The following is an 18,323-nucleotide window of genomic DNA, read 5'->3' as shown; positions in this document are numbered from 1 at the left end:
CATTGGACGCCCTTCGAATGGCTTTCCGTCCCAATGGTCACGCAAGATATGAATGAAGAACAGTCTGGCTCCCTTTGGAATGTTCAGCGGGGCGGACTTTGAAAGGTATTGCTATGGAAAACAGAAGATCCATTCGCGGTTATAAATTGATTAAGTCTGATGAACTCAAAGATGTAGCTTGGATACTACATCAACATCTTTGGGTAACCCAACATGGCTTGCTCACTGATGTTGGCTTTCGGGATCACTATGGCCGCGCTGCTTTGAAGGGTGCTCGTAAGGTCGCGCTAAAATTCGACCACTTGCGGTTCTGCCCAAGTGACGAAGATTGTACCATTACCGATGGCCTGGGTCGCGATGGCCTTAATCTTTTTCATCATCCTTTCTTTCTGCACTGCTTTTTCAATACAATGTGGCGCTTCAGCGTTGATGAGGGACGCAAAACTTTCGCTGATCAAAATGACCTTCATGCGTTCTATGGCTGGGTGGAGCATGTAATCGAACAGCTTTCCATTCGGGATGGTCAGAAATACGTCAGGCCCGCCAACATGTTTTCAGGGTCGGTTCATCTGGACCATTGAACACCGAAGCGACTGCGCAGAAAGAGTTTCATTGTTCTTGAGTGCACAGTAGCCTGTACTAACTTAGCTTCAGAGAAAGGCAGAAATCGAATTTTCTTGAAAGGGCGCAATGTGATTATTTTGAACTTAATGGGATGGTTGGCAATCGTTGCAGGAGGTCTCGCGGTTTGGATGGGGTTAAACGAAAGTGAAGTACTTTGGTCAGCGACGGGCTTCTCTGCCATTGTGACGGGCATCCTGTTCCTGGCACTCGATAAAGGACTTGTTCTTCTGGCGGAAATTCGTGATGCGCTCACTGGTCTGGATGAAGCTGAGGCTGATGATGAGACTGATGGTGAGCCATATTTTTAGGTTTTTGCAGCGATCAGCACCGTCGTGACCGTGCGATCGGATTGGAGCGAGTGCTGCCAGCGCTACCTAACTACAACCAATTGAACCTAAGAATTTGTAACCGGTGTGGATACAATGTGGTTACACATAGCGGAATTCAGGCGTTGGCGTCACCTTGTTTCCTGTCTAAGCTATTGATTTTATTGGAGGCGAGTACCGGAATCGAACCGGTGTACACGGATTTGCAATCCGCTGCGTCACCACTCCGCCAACTCGCCGTCCGTGGTATCAGGGCCGCGTTATTGCTGGTTTCTTGAGGCTTGTCCAGCCCGCAAAGTGAGGGTTTTCACCGCGTTATTGAACATTCGATCGCCTCAGCGATGCACAAGGAAGCGGCTTAATCCGAAAATCGGTCGAATGCAGCGAGGATAGCGCAGATGCTCTTGTCGTCAGACATTGCCGCGCCCAGGTATATATGCAAGAACCGCTGATAAGATTCTGCTCAACCGGACAGGCCTGATAGCATGACAGATTTTTCCGAGCGCCGGACGATGATGGTGGACACTCAGGTTCGCCCATCCGATGTGACCAAATTCCCTGTAATCGACGCGATGTTGGCTATCCCGCGAGAAGCCTTCGTGCCGGATGACAAGCGCGAAGCGGCGTATGTGGGTGAGAACATCGACCTTGGAAATGGTCGGGTCATCTTAGAAGCGCGAACTTTGGCCAAGATGTTGGACGCGCTCGATATTCAGAGTGACGAGCTGGTCTTGGATGTGGGGTCGGTTCTTGGGTATTCATCGGCGGTTATTGCGCGGATGGCGGCGGCGGTTGTTGCGTTGGAAGAAAACGAAGCCTGGGCCGGAGAGGCGCAATCCGTTTTGTCCGACCAGGGTGCGGATAATGTGATCAGCCATGTGGGTGCCCTAGCAGAAGGGGCAGCCGAGCACGGGCCCTATGACGTGATTTGCGTCGAGGGCGCGGTTGAGCATTTGCCCGAGGCCTTGAGTGACCAGCTCAAGGATGGTGGTCGAATGGCGGTTCTTTTTGCCCAAGGTGCGCTGGGAATCGTTCGCATTGGATACAAGATTGATGGAAAAATGAGCTGGCGTTTTGCATTCAATGCGGGCGCTCCGGTTTTGCCGGGCTTTGAGCGCCATGCGGCATTCACACTTTAACTGCAGGTGTGCCGAGCCGAGTGACGACTAATTCGGCACAGTGACCGGCAGGACTATGACAGGCAAGGCTCTCACGGGCGAAGCAACAAAAGACGAGGTAGAGGCATGGCTGTGTTCGGTTTGAAAGCGAGGCTGGCGGTCGTTGGGATCGCTGTGGCGATGACGCTTGGGCCGGTCAAGGTGGTTGCTGAATCGCTGGCTGATGCGATGGCATCGGCCTATGAGCACAACGGACTGATTGATCAGAACCGCGCGTTGTTGCGCGCCGCGGACGAGGACGTGGCAGTGGCCTATGCCGCGTTGAAACCGATTATCAGTTGGTCAGGCAGCGTGGTCTACAGCAGGTCAAAGTCCGGCACATTTGTTAGCCCCACCATCACGACACCCGGCTATTTGAATGTGTCCCGTTCCAGCGGAACGACCACGTCGCTCGGGCTGTCTGCCGAAATGCTGCTTTGGGATTTCGGGACAAGCAAATTTGGCATCGACATTGCCAAAGAGACGGTGCTTGCCACGCGCCAAGCGCTTTTGGCGGCAGAACAGCAGGTCCTGTTGCGCGCTGCAATCGCGTATCTTGAAGTGCTGCGCAACAATGAATTTGTGCGCCTGCGTGAAAACAACGTGCGGGTGATTACGGTGGAGTTGCGGGCGGCACGCGACAGGTTTGAAGTGGGTGAAGTGACCCGCACCGATGTGTCGATCGCCGAGGCGCGGCTAGCTGGCGGGCGGGCTGCTCTTGCCGCTGCACAAGGCGGGCTGGCGCAGGCTGTGGAAGAGTTCCGCGCCGCAGTTGGGCGTAAACCCGGCCGGCTTAGTCAGCCACCGCGTGTGCCAACCACAGCGAAATCGGTGGAGAGCGCCAAGGCGGCGGCGCTGCGGTTTCATCCGGAAATGATCAAGATTCAACACGAGGTTACCGCCGCTGAGCTTGGGATTCTTGCGGCGCGAGGCTCGATGAAGCCGACCGTGAAGCTGACGGGTGAGTATGGTTTGACGCAGCGGTTCAACAGTCCAAACTATTCCAACGGCGGCTCGGTCGGTGTGACAGTCGGCGGTCCGGTTTATTATGGCGGGCAACTCGCTGCTTTGTCGCGCAAAGCCGTGGCGCAACGTGATGCCGTGCGGGCAGGGCTGCACCAGACCCGCCACGCTTTGGCGCTGAACGTTGGCAATGCCTGGGCGCAGCTTCAGGTGGCGCGCGCGACCCGTTTGTCGAGCGAACGTCAAGTGCGGGCCAGCACAATTGCATTCCGCGGTGTGCGCGAAGAAGCCACGTTGGGCGCGCGCACGACGCTGGATGTGCTGGATGCCGAACAGGAGCTGCTGGACGCGCGGGCGAATCTGATTTCTGCCACGATTGATGAGCATGCTGCCGCCTATGCTTTGCTTGCGGCAATGGGTTGGCTGACGGCTGACCGGATGAAGCTTAACGTGCCGAAATATGACCCTGCAGCATACTATAACTTGGTTAAGACTGCCCCGGCGCTCTATAGTAAGCAGGGTCAAAAGCTGGACAAAGTGCTGCGGAAACTGGGTAAAGACTAAATTTCGCCCTATCTGTTGTGAGAATCCTGACCCCGCGCTACAATCGGGGCGAGGCGAGTAGTGGTATAATCGAATGACTGATCCCGTGACCAATTTGGAAATTGAGGACGTTCTGTCCTCTATCCGTCGACTTGTTTCGGAAAACGCGCGCGGTGAGCGCCCGTCGGAGCAAGGGGCGGAGGATGTATCTGACGATAATGCTGATGCGGCGGATGGTGGTGTGGCCGGGGATGCGCCCAAAGCACAACCCCGGCAGGAAGCACAATTGTTGGTTCTGACGCCTGCGCTGCGTGTGGGTGAGGACGCAAGTGATGATGCCCCGAGCGCCAGCGAAGAGAGTTCCGCGCCGATCGAAGACGGTCAGGCAGCCCATGAAGCTTTGGAGGAAGCGGTCGACGACGCCGTTGACAAGGCAGCCTTGGAGCTTGCGATTGAAGATGCCGTACACGACGCTGTTGAAGCCGCGGTAAGCGATGAAGCCGCCGCGGGAACGCAGGACAAGGGTGATGCGGCCGGTGCGGTGCCGTCATTCTCGCATGTTGAGAATGAAGGGGACAGCGGGGAGCTGTCCACTTTGGAGCATCGGATTGCCGGGCTGGAAGCCGCTGTGGCCGAACGCGATGACAATTGGGATCCCGACGGGCTTGGCGATGATGACAACGCCGGTGCGCCAGTGGATGCGTTGCGTTGGGAAGATAGCGCGATGCCCCTCAAGGGGTGGGAACAAGATGCGCCACTGAATGTGGAAGAGGCCGAAGTGCTGGTGGATAACACGCCCGAACCGGCAATTGATTTGGCGTCTTTTGCAACGTCTCTGGCCGATGCGGAAAAGACCCCGGAACGGGGCAAAGCCGCGATGCAGGACGATGCAAAAACGGCCTCCGCGGGCGAAGAGCGGACGTCGTTGAATGAGGCAGAGCAGGGCGATGACGCAGGCGCCGCCGCCGATCTGTTTGTCACTGAAGATACGGTCATCGACGAGGAAATGCTGCGCGATATGGTGTCCGAAATCGTTCGCCGCGAGCTTCAAGGCTCCTTGGGCGAGCGGATCACCAGAAACGTGCGTAAACTGGTCCGCCGTGAGATTCACCGCGCGCTGGCGGCTCGCGAGCTGGATTGAGGTTAGGCCTCGGTCGCGAGATCAAGCAACAAATCAAGGTCGAAATGCGTTTCCAGATGTGCGGCCAGCGCATCAAGGACGCGATCGGTATCAGCCTCGTAGGAGGCTGAGGCCGAGCCGCCCATGGTGCGCAGGAAATCCGCACGGAACGCATCGGCAGAGAACAGACCGTGAAGATAGCAGCCCATCACCTTACCGTCTTTTGAGGCAGCCCCGTGCGGCGTGCCAGCGATAGAGAGCCATGTACGCGCGCAATCAGCGCCGGTAGTTTCACCGATGTGAATCTCATACCCCTGCACCGCAGCGCCGGTGGGGAGATAGGTGGCGTCGCGCAGGTTGAGGTGTTTTTCGGGGCGCATGACCGTGTTGATCTCTAACAGGCCAAGACCCGGCACAGAGCCGGGCGCGCCTTCGATCCCTTCGGGGTCAGCAATGGTTTGGCCAAGCATCTGATAACCGCCACAAATACCCAAAACATGCCCGCCACGGCGCAGGTGGGCGGCGAGGTCGATGTCCCACCCCTGAGCGCGGAAATGGGCGAGGTCGGCAATGGTGGATTTCGAGCCGGGGATTAGCACAAGATCGGCGTCAACCGGAAGCGGGCGACCGTCTTCGATGATGTCAACACTGAGCCCGGGTTCGGTGCTGAGCGGATCGAGATCGTCGAAATTCGCGATTCTGGCGAGGCGCGGCACGGCGATTTTGAAGGTGTCGGTGCCAGTTGCAGAACCGGGGCCGCTTTGGAGGTCGAGAACGTCTTCGGCTGGCAGGCGCCATGCATCAGGGAACCATGGCAACACACCGAGCGAGGGCCAGCCGGTGTGATTGGAAATGTCGGTGAGGCCGTCGTCAAACAGGCTCACATCACCGCGAAACTTGTTGATCGCAAAGCCTTTGATCCGGTCGGCATCAGCGGGAGCAAGCACGGCTTTGGTGCCGACGATCTGGGCGATGACACCACCGCGATCAATATCACCAACAAGGATCACCGGCACGTTTGCCGCTTCGGCGAAACCCATATTGGCAATGTCGCCCTTGCGAAGGTTGGTTTCCGCGGGGCTGCCTGCGCCTTCGATCAGCACAATGTCAGCCGTTTCGGCTAACCGCCGGAAGCTTTCCAACGTGGCCAAGAGGAGCTCAGGCTTGGCCTTGGCATAATCGCGGGCCTTGAGAGTTGTCTGGCGTTTGCCTTGAACGATCACTTGCGCGCCTATGTCGGTTTCGGGTTTGAGCAAAACCGGGTTCATATCGGCAGTTGGCGCGCGGCGGGCAGCGAGGGCCTGAAGTGCCTGAGCGCGGCCGATCTCCCCTCCGTCGACCGTTACGGCCGCGTTGTTCGACATGTTTTGCGGTTTGAAGGGGGCGACAGACAGCCCACGATTGACCAACGCACGGGCGATTCCGGCGACGAGCATGGATTTCCCCACGTTCGAACCGGTGCCCTGAATCATGATGGACTTAGCCACGCTCACCCCCGCAAAATGCCTTTTGCTTGCATACGAAACAGGGGCGGGCAGGGGAAGGCAAGAAGGACCTTCAAGCCGGACAAATGGAAACCGGCCCCTGAGAGAAAGGAGCCGGTTTCACAACGTGATCCGTTGGAGATGTTTTGTTGTCTTCGCCGGTTAGGCCGCTTCGGCCTGTTGTGCGGCATTGCGGCGCTCGCTCTCTTCGCGCGACAGCGCGACCGAGGTGCGCACACCTTTGCCGACAAATTCCATCAAGCCCTGAACAACGCGCTCATTCGGGTCGATCCCGGCGCAGGACAGCACTTCGCGCCCATCGCGCGAGCGCGCCCAGCGAGCGATTTGCTCTGGCCCGTTGCCATACTTCTTGTCATCGGCGATTGCATCGTCGAGCGCAGCCAGTACGACGGCTGCAAACAGTTTACGTGCACGGTTGCCTTGCTCATTATTGAAGGCCGTGCCGTCAACGAAATCTTTCATGTTTCGTCCTTTTTTGCTCTTGTATTTTCCGGCGTGAAGCCTCTTATGACGTCTTTCCAACGATTCGGGTAGCCCCGGAGTGCATATCTTGCATGCAAATTTTGCATAGCTTTTGAAGAAAGGGCCCGATATCTCGTCTTCTTGCCCTCTACCCTTGCGCAATATATAGGTGCGACCAAACTCCGATCAACCTTCTGCCTAGGTTTAGCCAAATGCCAAAAATTAATGGAAACGAGATCCGCCCCGGAAATATTCTGGAGCATAATGACGGCCTTTGGGTGGCCGTGAAAGTGGACCACGTGAAGCCCGGCAAGGGGGGAGCGTTTGCCCAGGTGGAGATGAAAAACCTGCGCAATGGCTCCAAGTTGAACGAGCGATTCAGAAGCGCGGATAAGGTCGAGCGCGTGCGGCTGGAACAGAAAGACCAGCAATTTCTCTATGAAAACGATGGTATGCTGGTTTTCATGGACTCGGAGTCCTATGAGCAGATCGAGCTGCCTGCGGACATCTTGGGTGAGCGGCGTCCGTTCTTGCAGGACGGCATGACCATCGTCGTCGAGTTTCACGAGGCTGAGGCGCTGAGCGCGTCTCTGCCGCAAAAAGTGGTGTGCAAGATCGCGGAAACCGAGCCGGTCGTCAAAGGCCAGACCGCTGCGAACAGCTTCAAGCCAGCGATCCTTGATAACGGTATCAAAGTGATGGTGCCGCCGTTTGTTGGGCAGGATGAAGACATCGTGGTCAACACCGAAACCATGGAATATTCCGAACGCGCGTGACGTGACGTAAGATTGAAAAGTGAGAAAGGCTCTGCTCTGGCAGGGCCTTTTTTAGTGCCCAATGGAATCAACATGGGAAGTTAACGCCCGTTTTCCCCTGACGCCGGGCCGGCGTGGTGCGGCATAAGATGTTACCGGATGCGCAATCCCGACGATCGAGTGCTTGGGGATGTTAACGAGTATTTTTGTAAAACGGTCGACGCCCCGGATTGCAGCATCTGGACTTCGTGGGAGATAGAATAACAATTACCTTCGGTTCCGGTGCGCCACGAAGGGCGAGGTTGGTTCAAGCTGACCTCGCTTCCTTTTTTATGGGGTGCGTGGGCGCGGTTGGTGCAGGCTTAGAGGGTGTCGTCGCGGGTGACGGCGACTCCATCGGCTTCCAGCCCCTCACCGGCACGATCGAACCGCAAGAAAGCAAGGGCCTGCTCGCCAGCGACCGTATGCACGGTTCCGGCGGCTTTGCCATTGTTGGTAAGCGGTGTTTCGGGAGTCACGGGACCAGACAGGCGAAGCCGAGCCAGACCTTTGCGAAGCTCGGTCTTGTGCTTCATGCGGGCGGTCACCTCTTGACCGACATAGCAACCTTTGCGGAAATCGACGCCGTTGAGCCGTTCAAATCCAACCTCAAGAATGAAGCTGTCCGCGGTCAGTTCGCGCCCGGTTGCGGGGATCATATGCGCGACACGCAAGGCCTCCCAATCGGGTTGCTCTGTGGTGGCGATTGGGGCGGTTTCGCGGTAGGCACGCCAGCCCATGGCGGGGTGGCGCGGGTCTGCAAACCCGTCGTCGGGTGGGGTGTCAGTTCCGCGATGGAGATGGAGCGCAGTTTCTTCGATCATCACATCGGCGCGCAGCTTGTACATCGTGAGCCGTTGCATGGTTGCGGGCGCGATGTCGGCATCAATGTCGAGCAGGATCGCATCAGGTGCAGGGGCGAGGAAAAAATCGGCAAGGTATTTGCCCTGGGGCGTCAGTAAGGCAGCATAGACCAACCCGTCCTTGAGGCGCGACACGTCGTTTGTGACCAGCCCTTGCAGGAAGCTCTCGCGATCCGAGCCGGTGATACGATAGATTTTGCGCGCCATGAAGCCTCTCCCGTCCTGTGCCAGAGTGTAATATAGACGGCGAGAGGCCAATGAACAGAGCCACAGACGAGAGAAGTGATGCGCGCGCCCCTTTCCATAGTTATCCCTACATTGAATGTTGAAGAAAGCTTGCCCGGCTGTCTTCATGCCTTGATGGAAGGCGTTCAAACCGGGCTAATCCGCGATCTGGTGATTTCAGACGGCGGATCAACGGATCGGACGCTTGAGATTGCGGACGCGGCCGGTGCGGAATTGGTCGCTGGCGCCGCCTCTCGTGGGGGGCAGTTGCGGCGCGGTGCCAAGGCGGCCAAGGGCGGGTGGCTGTTGTTTATACACGCCGATACGCAGCTTGCGCCGGGCTGGAGCGATGCGGTGCGCGACCATATCGAGCAGCAGAGTGACAAGGCCGGCTGGTTCGCGCTTGAGTTTGACCGGCGCGGGGCGCGGCGCGATGGGTTGCTGGCTGGGCAAATCTGCGGGCTGGGGCGCTTGGGCTGCCCTTTGGCGATCAGGGGCTTTTGATCCCGCGCGCGCTTTATGACGCTGTGGACGGGTTTCAGGACATCCCTTTGATGGAAGACGTTGCCATGGCGCGGGCGCTTGGGCGCGCCCGGATGCGCCGATTGCCCGCTATTGCGAGAACCAGCGCCCGAAAATACGCCCAAGAAGGCTGGCTTCGCCGGGGGTGGCGGAACCTCTGGCTCCAGCTCCGCTTTTTCGCAGGCGCTTCCCCTGAGCGGCTATCGCGACGCTATCGGCAGTAGGGCCATCGGTGCGGAATTGCAGCGTATGCAACCGCGCATAAAGGCCGCCACGGGCGAGCAGCTCATCGTGGGTGCCTTGATCGACCACCTGACCGCGATCCATGACGATGATCTTGTCGGCGCTGCGCACGGTTGAGAGGCGATGCGCGATGACAAGTGTCGTGCGCCCCTTGGACAGTTGATCGAGCGCCTTTTGCACCACGGCTTCGGATTCGGCATCAAGCGCCGAGGTCGCCTCGTCGAGGAGCAGGATAGGCGTATCACGCAGGAGCGCGCGGGCGATGGCGACGCGCTGTCTCTGGCCGCCAGAGAGGCTTGAACCGCGCGGGCCGACCGGGCTGTCGAGCCCCTTTTCCAGCTTGGGAAGGAAGTCGGTGACATGGGCGGCCTGAAGCGCGGATTGGAGCGCCTCGTCGCTGACATCAGTACGACCCAAGAGGATATTCTCGCGCAGGGTTTCATCGAACAAAGCGGCGTCTTGGCTGACCACGGAAAACAGATCGCGCAGGTCTTCGAGCGCCATCTTGCGGATCGCCACATCGCCGATCGAAACGCGACCGGATTGGGGGTCAATCAGGCGGGTGAGCAAGTTAAAGATGGTCGATTTGCCCGCGCCGGACGGGCCGACGAGCGCGGTGGTTTTGCCCGGTTCGGCCACGAGCGTGGCGCCGTTCAGCACATGGGTGTCGCCATAGGACAGCGACACATCATTAAGGGCAACGCCGGGCACGCCGGAGGGGGCGGCAACGGGATTTTTCGGTGAAAGAAGAGTGGGTTCGCTATCCATCAGCGCCTTGACACGCTCAAGACCGGAGGCGGCGACCTGCCACAGGCCTGCCATGGTGCCCATACGGCGCAGGGGTTCAAAAGCGAAACCGATGGCAGTGAAGAAGGACATGAATTGCCCCACTGTTTTCTCGCCCGAGATGATTTCCCCGCCGCCAAACCAGAGCACGCCGAAAAAGCCGACACCGGCCATCACGTCAACAAGGCCGGGGATGGTGGCCATGCCAGCGGTGGCGCGGACCTCGGCACGGACCAACTCGCCGGTGAGGTCGCGATAGCGCTTGGATTGGTATTTCTCAAGCCGGTTGAGCTTGACCGGGATGATGCCGTGGAAAACTTCATCGAGGCGGGTGGCAAGGCGGGCGCCAAGGTCGCGGGCCTCGCGCGCACGGGCGCGCACGAACCGCTGCACCACCTGGCTGGGTGCGACGAGCAGGGGCGCGCCGATCAGGGCCACGAGGGTCCAGCGCCAATCGACCGAAATGGCAACACCGATGAGGACGACAAGCGAGATCACGTCACGGCCCACGCCGGTGAGGATGTTGGGCCAGACCTGATTGATCTGGGTCACGTCCGTCTGCACCCGCTGGATCAGGAAGCCGGGCGGATGGGTTTGGTGAAAGCTACCGTCCTGCACCATCATCCGGTCGAGCAGGGAGGTGCGCATATTGGCCGACACGTTTTGGGACAAGTAGGCCATCGCGGTTTTCTGACCGATTGCGGCAATCGCACGGATCACGAAAATACCGAACACGGCCAGCCCGACCCAAAGCAAAGCGCTTCGATCACCGGCGAGGAACACCTGATCGAACATCGGGCGCATCATCAGCGCAAGCGCGCCTTGCATGCTGCCTTCGATCGCAAGCAGCAGGACGGCGAGAGAAAAAATGCCAATGTAGCGCTTGAGATAACCGCTCCAAAGCCAGCCCATCAGCTCTTTGTTGGAAGCGGTTTCACCGGTGTCGGGAGAGGGGTTTGACGATGTGACTTGCGTCATGCGTGAACAGACTCAGCTTGGGCAAAGGGCCGTGGTTGGCCCGGAACTGTCCCGGGCGGGTCTTTCACATGTAGAGAAGCCAGCGCGAGAGGGCAAGCATAGTGGGATTGACGCTGGCGTGGGCGGGCGTAGGGTCGCCCGGATTAGCGGATAGGAGAATCGCAAATGTCGGGAGCAGGTGGGCGCGAGTATCTGGCCATTCCGGGGCCATCTGTCATGCCGGATGAGGTTTTGCGGGCCATGCATCGTGCGTCGCCCAATATCTATACCGGCCCGCTTGTGGATATGACCGCGTCTCTGATCCCGGATCTTGCCTATGTTGCGGGCACCAAGGGCAAGGTGGCGATCTATATTTCCAACGGGCATGGCGCGTGGGAAGCGGCGCTGTCCAATGTTTTGAACCCCGGCGACAAGGTTCTGGTGCCCGCGACGGGGCGGTTTGGCCATGGTTGGGCGGAAATGGCGGTTGGGCTTGGTGTTGAGATCGAACTGCTGGATTTCGGGCGGAGTGGTCCGTTTGACGTGTCTGCGGTCGAAGCGGCGTTGAAGGCTGACACAGCGGGCGAGATCAAGGCGGTTCTGGCCACCCATGTCGACACGGCCAGCGGCGTGGTGAACGACATTCAGGCGCTGCGCGGAGCGATGGACGCGGCGGGGCATCCGGCGCTTTTGATGGCTGATTGCATTGCGTCGATGGGCTGTGACCGGTTCGAAATGGACGCATGGGGCGTCGATGTCGCGGTCACGGCGAGCCAGAAGGGGTTGATGACTCCGCCGGGTTTAGGATTTGTTTTCGTTGGAGAAAAAGCCGAAGCCGCGCGCGAGAATGTGGCGCGGGTGAGCCGGTATTGGGATTGGAAGCCGCGGCTTGATCCTGAGGTGTTTTACCAGCATTTTGGCGGAACGGCCCCGACGCATCATCTGTTTGGATTGCGGGCGGCGTTGGACATGATCCGCGCCGAAGGGATTGAAAACATCTGGGCGCGGCACGAGCGGCTTGCCAGCGCGGTTTGGTCCGCCTGTGAGGCTTGGGGCGAGGGTGGTCCGCTGACCCTGAACATAGCAGAGCGGGCGCATCGGGCGCGGGCGGTGACGGCGCTGAGGATCGGGATGCCACATGGTCCGAGATTGCGTCGCTGGGTTGAGACGCACGCCGGGCTGACGCTTGGGATCGGGCTGGGCATGTCGGAAGAGGGCGACCCATCCGGCGCGGGGTTCTTTCGGTTGGGGCATATGGGGCATGTGAATGCGCAGATGATCCTTGGCCTTTTGGGCGGGGTCGAAGCGGCGTTCATTGCCGAGAAGATTCCCCATAGCGCAGGGGCCTTGACGGCGGCGGCGCAGGTGTTGGCCGAAGGCTGACTGCGCCGTGAAACGTTAGCGGTTGGTTAATTCAGCCGCTTATTTTCTTTATGAAGCGTTAAATTCAGGTCGTCTGTGGCGTGAAATCGACTTGCGGCTTGGTGCCGGGCCAATCGCGTGATCGCAAAGTTGAAGGCAACCGCGAGGACCAACACCACGTGCATACCGAAACTGGTGTAGATCAGCAGAAGCGACCAGAACAGGTTTATTGCCCCGATAATCCAGGCGGCATTGGCGTAAAGTGAGGTTGAACCGTGAGCCGGGGTGCGCATGTGTGATTCCTTTCGCCAATGGAAAATAGCAAAGGAAACACCAATAATTGGTAAACGCCGCGCGATTATCCGGCGTTGCGCGCGGCCACAAGAGCCTCTGGCAGCAGGGTTTCGAACAGCGCGAGGTCTTGGGGGCGACCGCATGAGAGGCGGATACAGCGGTTGCCGGGGGCCGCAAAGGGCATGCGCACGAAAAACCCACGCGCGACAAGACCGTCAAGCACCGCTTTGGCAAAACCGGCATCGGCACCGCAATCAATCGCCACGAAATTGGTCGCAGAGGGCAGCGCGCTCAGGCCATTGTCCGCAGCGATGCGCGTAATGGCAACGCGGGCGGCGGCGACGTTTTCAACGGTTTGGGCGAGCCAATCCTGATCGTTGAGGGCCGCCAGAGCGCCGGCCTGTGCGGCGCGGTTCATTCCGAAATGGTTGCGGATTTTATTGAAGGCCAAAATGGTGTCAGGGTGGCCCATGGCATAGCCCACCCGCGCGCCAGCCATGCCGTAAGCCTTGGAAAACGTGCGCATTCGGATCACGCGGGGGTCATCAATCGCGATGTTAGGCACCGCATCGGCGGGAGCAAATTCGACATAAGCTTCGTCGAGCACAAGCAGGGTGCCATCGGGGATCGCATCCAGAGCGGCTTCGATTTCGGCTGCCGTTAGACAGCTGGCCATCGGGTTGTCGGGGTTGGCGAAATAGATCAGCTTGGCATCGGTTTCACCCGCTTTGGCAATGAGGGCGGGCAGGTTTTCGCGATCATCCAAATAAGGGAGTTTCACCAGATCACCGCCATAACCGGCAACGTGAAAGTTGAACGTCGGATAGGCGCCGTCCGAGGTAACGACGGTATCGCCGGGGCCAACCGTGAGCCGCACGAGATAGCCCAAAAGCCCGTCAATCCCTTCGCCTACAACGATATTTTCCGCACCGATCCCGTGATGCGCAGCCAAGGCATGGCGCAGGTCGTGGTTTTCGGGGTCGCCATACATCCAGATGTCGGAGGCCGCTTTTTGAAGCGCCTCTATCGCCTTGGGGGAGGGGCCGAAAATGTTTTCGTTTGCGCCGAGACGTGCCCGGAAGGTGCTGCCTTGCAGGCGTTCCTGCGTTTCCGGGCCGACGAAGGGGACGGTGGCCGGAAGGCTTTGAGCAAGCGGAGTGAGGCGGGGGCCGGGGGCGCGGTTTTGTGTCATGGCTGCGAGTTAACCCGACGAGGGCAGGGCGGGCAAGGTGTTGAATGCGAAGGGCTTCGTGCTTAGATGAGAGTTATTCGCAACTGGAGGGGTTATCCATGGCGAAACTTTCACGGCGCGGTTTCATGGCCGCAGCATTGGCCGCCGGCACGGTGCGCAGCTTGCCACAGATTGCAGCCAAGTCTGGGGGCGGGCGGCGCATTCTAACGCTGGTTTATGACAAGGCTCTGGGCGCAATGCGGGCGGTTGAGAAGCTTGTGCCGTAAGGTCAGGGTTTCCTCGGGGCGGGTAATGCAGGCAAGTTGTGTCCTGAACATCGAGGAGGATTGCCCATGGCCCGCGTTACAACCGAAATTCGCGATCACGTTGCCCATGTCACGTTAAGCCGTGGCGACAAAATGAACGGGGTCGATCAGGCCATGGCCGAGGGGATCGTGGAGGCCGGTGAGGCGCTCTGTGACAACGGCGAGGTGCGGGCGGTTGTGCTCTCAGGTGAGGGGCGGGCGTTTTGCGCGGGGCTGGATGTTGCGAGCTTTGCCATGTTGGCCGGAAACGACCCTGAGGCGGTGATCATGCCGCGGTTGGAGGGGAAGAATTCCAATCTTTATCAAGAGGTTGCAATGGTCTGGCGGCGGGTGCCGGTGCCGGTGATTGCCAGCCTGCACGGGGTGGTGTTCGGGGCCGGTTTCCAGATCGCTTTGGGGGCGGACATTCGGGTGGCGCATCCGGAGACCGAGATGGCGGTGATGGAGATGAAGTGGGGGTTGGTGCCGGATATGGGCGGCATGGCCTTGATGCCTGAGGTGATGCGCTCGGATGTGATCCGGCGGATGACGTATACGGCGAAACCGGTGAGCGCAAAGCAGGGGTTGGAGTGGGGGTTCGTGACCGAGCTGGCCGAGGATCCGCTGGCGGTGGCGCAGGGGTTAGCGACTGAAATTGCAGGGAAAAGTCCGAGTGCGATCCGCGCGGCGAAGCGGCTGATTGCCGTTGCCGAGAGCGGTGCGGGTGAGGACGCGGTTTTGATGGCGGAGAGCCGCGAGCAGGCGGATCTGGTGGGGAAACCACATCAGATGGAGGTGATCGCTGCCAATATGGGCAAGCGCGCGCCGAAGTTCGACTAAAGGTTAACGGGTGGATTGAGCCGGTTTTGCGGGGGTGACTCCCGGCTGACATCCGGCTGCAATGCGTATGACATCCGAATCCTGAATATGTTTACGCCAAATTAAGTTAACGCCGCGCGCGGTGGGGCGAATTCTTTTGAAGAATTCGCTCAAAAATCCTTCGAGGATTTTTTAGGTGCGCGGCGTCGTGAGGTGCGGTGAAAAATTCCTTGGAGGAATTTTGGTCGTTTTCCTCGAAGGAAAACGATTTACCCCACTTCTTGCAATCGGGCCAATGCGGATTTCAGCGTCGCGTCCTCTTCTTCGCGGGCGGCCAAGTTTTCGCGTGCTTCTGCGACCACCTCTTCGGGGGCGTTTTCGGCGAATTTCGGGTTGTTCAAACGGCCCTTGAGCCCGCCGATTTCCTTGGCGAGTTTGCCAATGGTTTTTTCAAGCCGCGCCTTTTCCTCGTCGATGTCGATAATATCGGCGAGCGGCAGGCCAAATTCACCGCCCTCAACCGCGATGGTGATCGTGCCTTTGGGAAACTCGTCCATCTCGGTCAGGCTATCAATCCGGGCGAGACGTTTGATCATCACCTCGTTGTTCGCCCAAGCGGTGCGGCCCGCGTCATCAAGCGTGCGCAGCACCATCGGCACCTTCAGCCCCGCGGGGACGTGCATTTGCTGACGCGCGGAGCGGGTGGCTTCGATCATCGAGATCACCCAGTTCATTTCATGGCTGGCTCCCTCGTCGATCAGCTCGTCGCCGTAACTCGGCCAATCGGCGTGGATCAGCATTTTGGCGCGGGTTGCGGTCTGGCCCCAAAGCTCTTCTGTGATGAAAGGCATGATCGGGTGCAACAGGATCAGCGCCTGATCAAGCACCCAAGCGAGGGTGGCTTCGGTTTCGGATTTGGCGGCGGCATCATCGCCCTGAAGGATCGGTTTGGAGAATTCCAGATACCAGTCGCAGAGCGTGTTCCATGTAAAGGAATAGAGCGCATTGGCGGCGTCGTTGAAGCGATAGCTTTCGAGCGCGGCGTCCACCTCGGCACGGGTTTTGGCGACCTCACCGATGATCCATTTGTTGAGCGTCTGTTCCGGTTTCGGCGGGGTTTGATCGCCGGTTGAGGCAATCTCGTAATGGTTGGCGAAGCTGAACGCATTCCAGAGCTTGGTGCCGAAGTTGCGATAACCCTTGATCCGGTCGGTCGAGAGTTTCAGCACACCACCGATCGCCGCCATTTGCGCCATGGTAAAGCGCAACGCGTCGGCGCCGAAGTCATCGACGATCTCCAGCGGGTCAATCACGTTGCCCCGCGTTTTGGACATTTTCTGCCCCTTCTCGTCGCGCACCAGTTGATGCAGGTAGACGGTGTGGAAGGGGATCTCATCGACCACGGCGAGCTGCATCATCATCATCCGCGCAACCCAGAAGAACAGGATGTCCTGTCCGGTGATCAGCACATCGGTCGGGAAATACTTCGACGTGGTCTCGTCCCACTCCGGCCAGCCGAGCGTGCCGATCGGCCAGAGGCCGGAGGAGAACCACGTGTCGAGCACGTCGGGGTCGCGGGTGAGGGCGACGCCTGCGCCTGCCTTGGCTTGGGCTTCGGCCTCGGTCGGGGCGCAATATTCGTTTCCATCGGCGTCAAACCACACCGGGATCTGATGCCCCCACCAAAGCTGGCGCGAGATGCACCACGGCTCGATATTGTCGAGCCAGTGGTAATAGGTTTTCTCGCCCGACTCGGGGATGATTTTGGTGCGCCCGGAGCGGACAGCATCCAGCGCGGGTTCAACAACCTTTTCGGCGTCGACAAACCATTGATCGGTGAGCATCGGTTCGATGACCACTTGGGAGCGGTCGCCAAAGGGCTGCATGATCGGCTTGGCCTCAACGTAGGGCACCGTCTTGGTGACCTCTTCGCCGTCAACCTCCTCGGTCACTGTTGTCATCACGGCGAGGCCTTCGCGGGTGATTTGTTCAACCACCAGATCACGCGCCTCGAACCGGTCGAGGCCGCGCAGGTCGTCGGGGATCAGGTTGATCGCGTCGATCTCGGCCTCGTCAAAAGCTTCGCCGCGCGCTTTGGCTTGCGCTTTGGCCGCTTGTTCGGCGTAGGGCGCGCCATCGGCCCGCATGTGGCCGCGCGTGTCCATCAAACGATAGCATGGAATGCCGCCGCGTTTGGCAACGCCATAGTCGTTGAAGTCATGCGCGCCGGTGATTTTCACCGCGCCGGAGCCAAAGGTGGGATCGGGATATTCATCGGTGATGATCGGGATCTGGCGGCGGTGCTCTTTCGGGCCAACCGGAATTTCGCAGAGCTTGCCCACGATCGGCGCATAGCGCTCATCAGACGGATGCACCGCGACCGCGCCATCACCCAGCATGGTTTCGGGGCGCGTTGTGGCAATGGAGATATAATCGCGGGTCTCGCGGAGGGTCACATTGCCCTCTTCATCTTTCTCCAGATACTCATAAGTCTCGCCACCGGCGAGGGGGTATTTGAAGTGCCACATGTGGCCCGGTGTCTCGATGTTCTCGACCTCAAGGTCGGAAATCGCGGTTTCAAAATGCGGGTCCCAATTGACCAGCCGCTTGCCGCGATAGATCAGCCCCTTGTCATACATTTCGACAAAGACCTTGATGACGGCGTCGTGGAAGTTGGGCGAGTTTTCGTGGCCCGTGCGCGGATCACCGGGAGCGCCGGCCATGGTAAAGGCGTTGCGGTCCCAGTCACACGAACAGCCGAGGCGTTTGAGTTGCTCGACGATGGTGCCGCCGTATTGCCCCTTCCATTCCCAGACCTTGCCGAGAAACGCTTCGCGGCCCAACTCGCGGCGGCCGGGTTCGCCCGCGGCCTTCAGTTGCTTTTCGACCTGAAGCTGGGTGGCGATGCCGGCGTGGTCCTGTCCGGGCTGCCAGAGCGTGTCATAGCCGCGCATCCGGTGCCAGCGGATCAGGATGTCCTGCAAGGTGTTGTTAAAGGCATGTCCGACATGCAGGGCACCGGTCACATTCGGCGGCGGGATCATGATGGTGAAGGTTTCAGAGCGCGAGGCATTGGCCCCGGCGCGGAAGGCGCCCGAGGTTTCCCATGCGGTATAGATGCGGCCTTCGGCTTCGGCCGCGTTAAAGGTCTTGTCCATCGCCATTGTGCTACGTCCCACTTGATCGTCATCCGGTTTCGGGTTCCTCTACCCAATGGGGGCGCAAAGGGAAAGCGGGAAGCGGCTTTTTTGCGCGGCCGCATGGCTGTCGGGAAGGGGTAAG

At 59.2% G+C, this 18,323-nt stretch carries 17 protein-coding genes and 1 tRNA gene; 10 read left to right on the top strand and 8 right to left on the bottom strand.

The genetic code is table 11. The features are described from left to right. Positions 1-113 precede the first annotated feature (113 nt). Together N4R57_16385 and N4R57_16380 are read left to right on the top strand one after the other, a co-directional pair. Entirely contained in the window at positions 114-581 is a 468-nt protein-coding gene (locus N4R57_16385; GenBank protein UYV36564.1) for a hypothetical protein, read from the top strand. Between the two features lie 111 nt (positions 582-692). Further along, on the top strand, positions 693-932 hold the full coding sequence (locus N4R57_16380; GenBank protein ID UYV36563.1) for a hypothetical protein: 240 nt from the start codon (positions 693-695) through the stop codon (positions 930-932). Positions 933-1,115: 183 nt separating this feature from the next. Here the strand turns inward: N4R57_16380 and N4R57_16375 are convergent. Further along, a tRNA-Cys gene (locus tag N4R57_16375) sits at positions 1,116-1,189 on the bottom strand. Positions 1,190-1,435: 246 nt separating this feature from the next. Here N4R57_16375 and N4R57_16370 point away from each other — a divergent pair. The 3 genes from N4R57_16370 (at position 1,436) to N4R57_16360 (ending at position 4,754) form a co-directional block, all read left to right on the top strand. Further along, entirely contained in the window at positions 1,436-2,089 is a 654-nt protein-coding gene (locus tag N4R57_16370) for a protein-L-isoaspartate O-methyltransferase (protein UYV36562.1), read from the top strand. 105 nt (positions 2,090-2,194) lie between these two features. Beyond that, positions 2,195-3,634: a TolC family outer membrane protein gene (locus tag N4R57_16365; protein UYV36561.1), complete on the top strand. Its 1,440-nt coding sequence runs from the start codon at positions 2,195-2,197 to the stop codon at positions 3,632-3,634. 85 nt (positions 3,635-3,719) lie between these two features. Then, positions 3,720-4,754: a hypothetical protein gene (locus N4R57_16360; GenBank protein ID UYV36560.1), complete on the top strand. Its 1,035-nt coding sequence runs from the start codon at positions 3,720-3,722 to the stop codon at positions 4,752-4,754. A 2-nt stretch (positions 4,755-4,756) separates the two neighbouring features. Here N4R57_16360 and N4R57_16355 read toward each other — a convergent pair whose 3' ends face one another. Both N4R57_16355 and N4R57_16350 read right to left on the bottom strand, forming a co-directional pair. Further along, positions 4,757-6,220: a cobyric acid synthase gene (locus tag N4R57_16355; protein ID UYV36559.1), complete on the bottom strand. Its 1,464-nt coding sequence runs from the start codon at positions 6,218-6,220 to the stop codon at positions 4,757-4,759. 159 nt (positions 6,221-6,379) lie between these two features. Continuing rightward, positions 6,380-6,700, bottom strand: coding sequence for a DUF6280 family protein (locus N4R57_16350; protein ID UYV36558.1), 321 nt, complete (start codon positions 6,698-6,700; stop codon positions 6,380-6,382). A gap of 212 nt (positions 6,701-6,912) precedes the next feature. Between N4R57_16350 and efp the strand changes: the two genes are divergently transcribed. After that, entirely contained in the window at positions 6,913-7,476 is a 564-nt protein-coding gene (efp, locus tag N4R57_16345) for an elongation factor P (protein ID UYV36557.1), read from the top strand. Positions 7,477-7,817: 341 nt separating this feature from the next. Here the strand turns inward: efp and N4R57_16340 are convergent, their stop codons facing one another. Next, positions 7,818-8,564, bottom strand: a complete 747-nt coding sequence (locus N4R57_16340; protein ID UYV36556.1) for a folate-binding protein — start codon at positions 8,562-8,564, stop codon at positions 7,818-7,820. Between the two features lie 78 nt (positions 8,565-8,642). On the opposite strand from N4R57_16340, the gene N4R57_16335 reads away from it, so the two are divergent. Further along, the gene (locus N4R57_16335) at positions 8,643-9,086 is read left to right on the top strand and encodes a glycosyltransferase (GenBank protein UYV36555.1); all 444 of its coding nucleotides are present in this window, start codon (positions 8,643-8,645) and stop codon (positions 9,084-9,086) included. A gap of 108 nt (positions 9,087-9,194) precedes the next feature. Here N4R57_16335 and N4R57_16330 read toward each other — a convergent pair whose 3' ends face one another. Further along, positions 9,195-11,111 (bottom strand): ABC transporter ATP-binding protein/permease, encoded by a 1,917-nt coding sequence (locus N4R57_16330; GenBank protein UYV36554.1) that lies wholly within the window; start codon positions 11,109-11,111, stop codon positions 9,195-9,197. Between the two features lie 165 nt (positions 11,112-11,276). Here N4R57_16330 and N4R57_16325 point away from each other — a divergent pair, with 165 nt between their 5' ends. Next, a complete protein-coding gene (locus N4R57_16325; protein UYV36553.1) occupies positions 11,277-12,473 on the top strand; it encodes an aminotransferase class V-fold PLP-dependent enzyme in 1,197 nt (398 codons plus the stop codon). A 26-nt stretch (positions 12,474-12,499) separates the two neighbouring features. On the opposite strand, the gene N4R57_16320 is transcribed toward N4R57_16325, so the two are convergent. After that, positions 12,500-12,745 (bottom strand): hypothetical protein, encoded by a 246-nt coding sequence (locus tag N4R57_16320; GenBank protein UYV36552.1) that lies wholly within the window; start codon positions 12,743-12,745, stop codon positions 12,500-12,502. Positions 12,746-12,810: 65 nt separating this feature from the next. After that, positions 12,811-13,938 (bottom strand): pyridoxal phosphate-dependent aminotransferase, encoded by a 1,128-nt coding sequence (locus N4R57_16315; GenBank protein ID UYV36551.1) that lies wholly within the window; start codon positions 13,936-13,938, stop codon positions 12,811-12,813. Positions 13,939-14,036: 98 nt separating this feature from the next. Between N4R57_16315 and N4R57_16310 the strand changes: the two genes are divergently transcribed. After that, on the top strand, positions 14,037-14,204 hold the full coding sequence (locus tag N4R57_16310) for a Tat pathway signal protein (protein UYV36550.1): 168 nt from the start codon (positions 14,037-14,039) through the stop codon (positions 14,202-14,204). A 66-nt stretch (positions 14,205-14,270) separates the two neighbouring features. Then, on the top strand, positions 14,271-15,062 hold the full coding sequence (locus N4R57_16305; GenBank protein UYV36549.1) for a crotonase/enoyl-CoA hydratase family protein: 792 nt from the start codon (positions 14,271-14,273) through the stop codon (positions 15,060-15,062). A 248-nt stretch (positions 15,063-15,310) separates the two neighbouring features. Here the strand turns inward: N4R57_16305 and N4R57_16300 are convergent, their stop codons facing one another. Continuing rightward, positions 15,311-18,205, bottom strand: coding sequence for a valine--tRNA ligase (locus N4R57_16300; protein UYV39598.1), 2,895 nt, complete (start codon positions 18,203-18,205; stop codon positions 15,311-15,313). Between the last annotated feature and the right edge of the window lie 118 nt (positions 18,206-18,323).

It is taken from the genome of Rhodobacteraceae bacterium D3-12 (genome assembly GCA_025916135.1).
Lineage (GTDB): Bacteria > Pseudomonadota > Alphaproteobacteria > Rhodobacterales > Rhodobacteraceae > JAKGBX01.
This window is presented reverse-complemented; position numbering and strand designations above follow the sequence as displayed.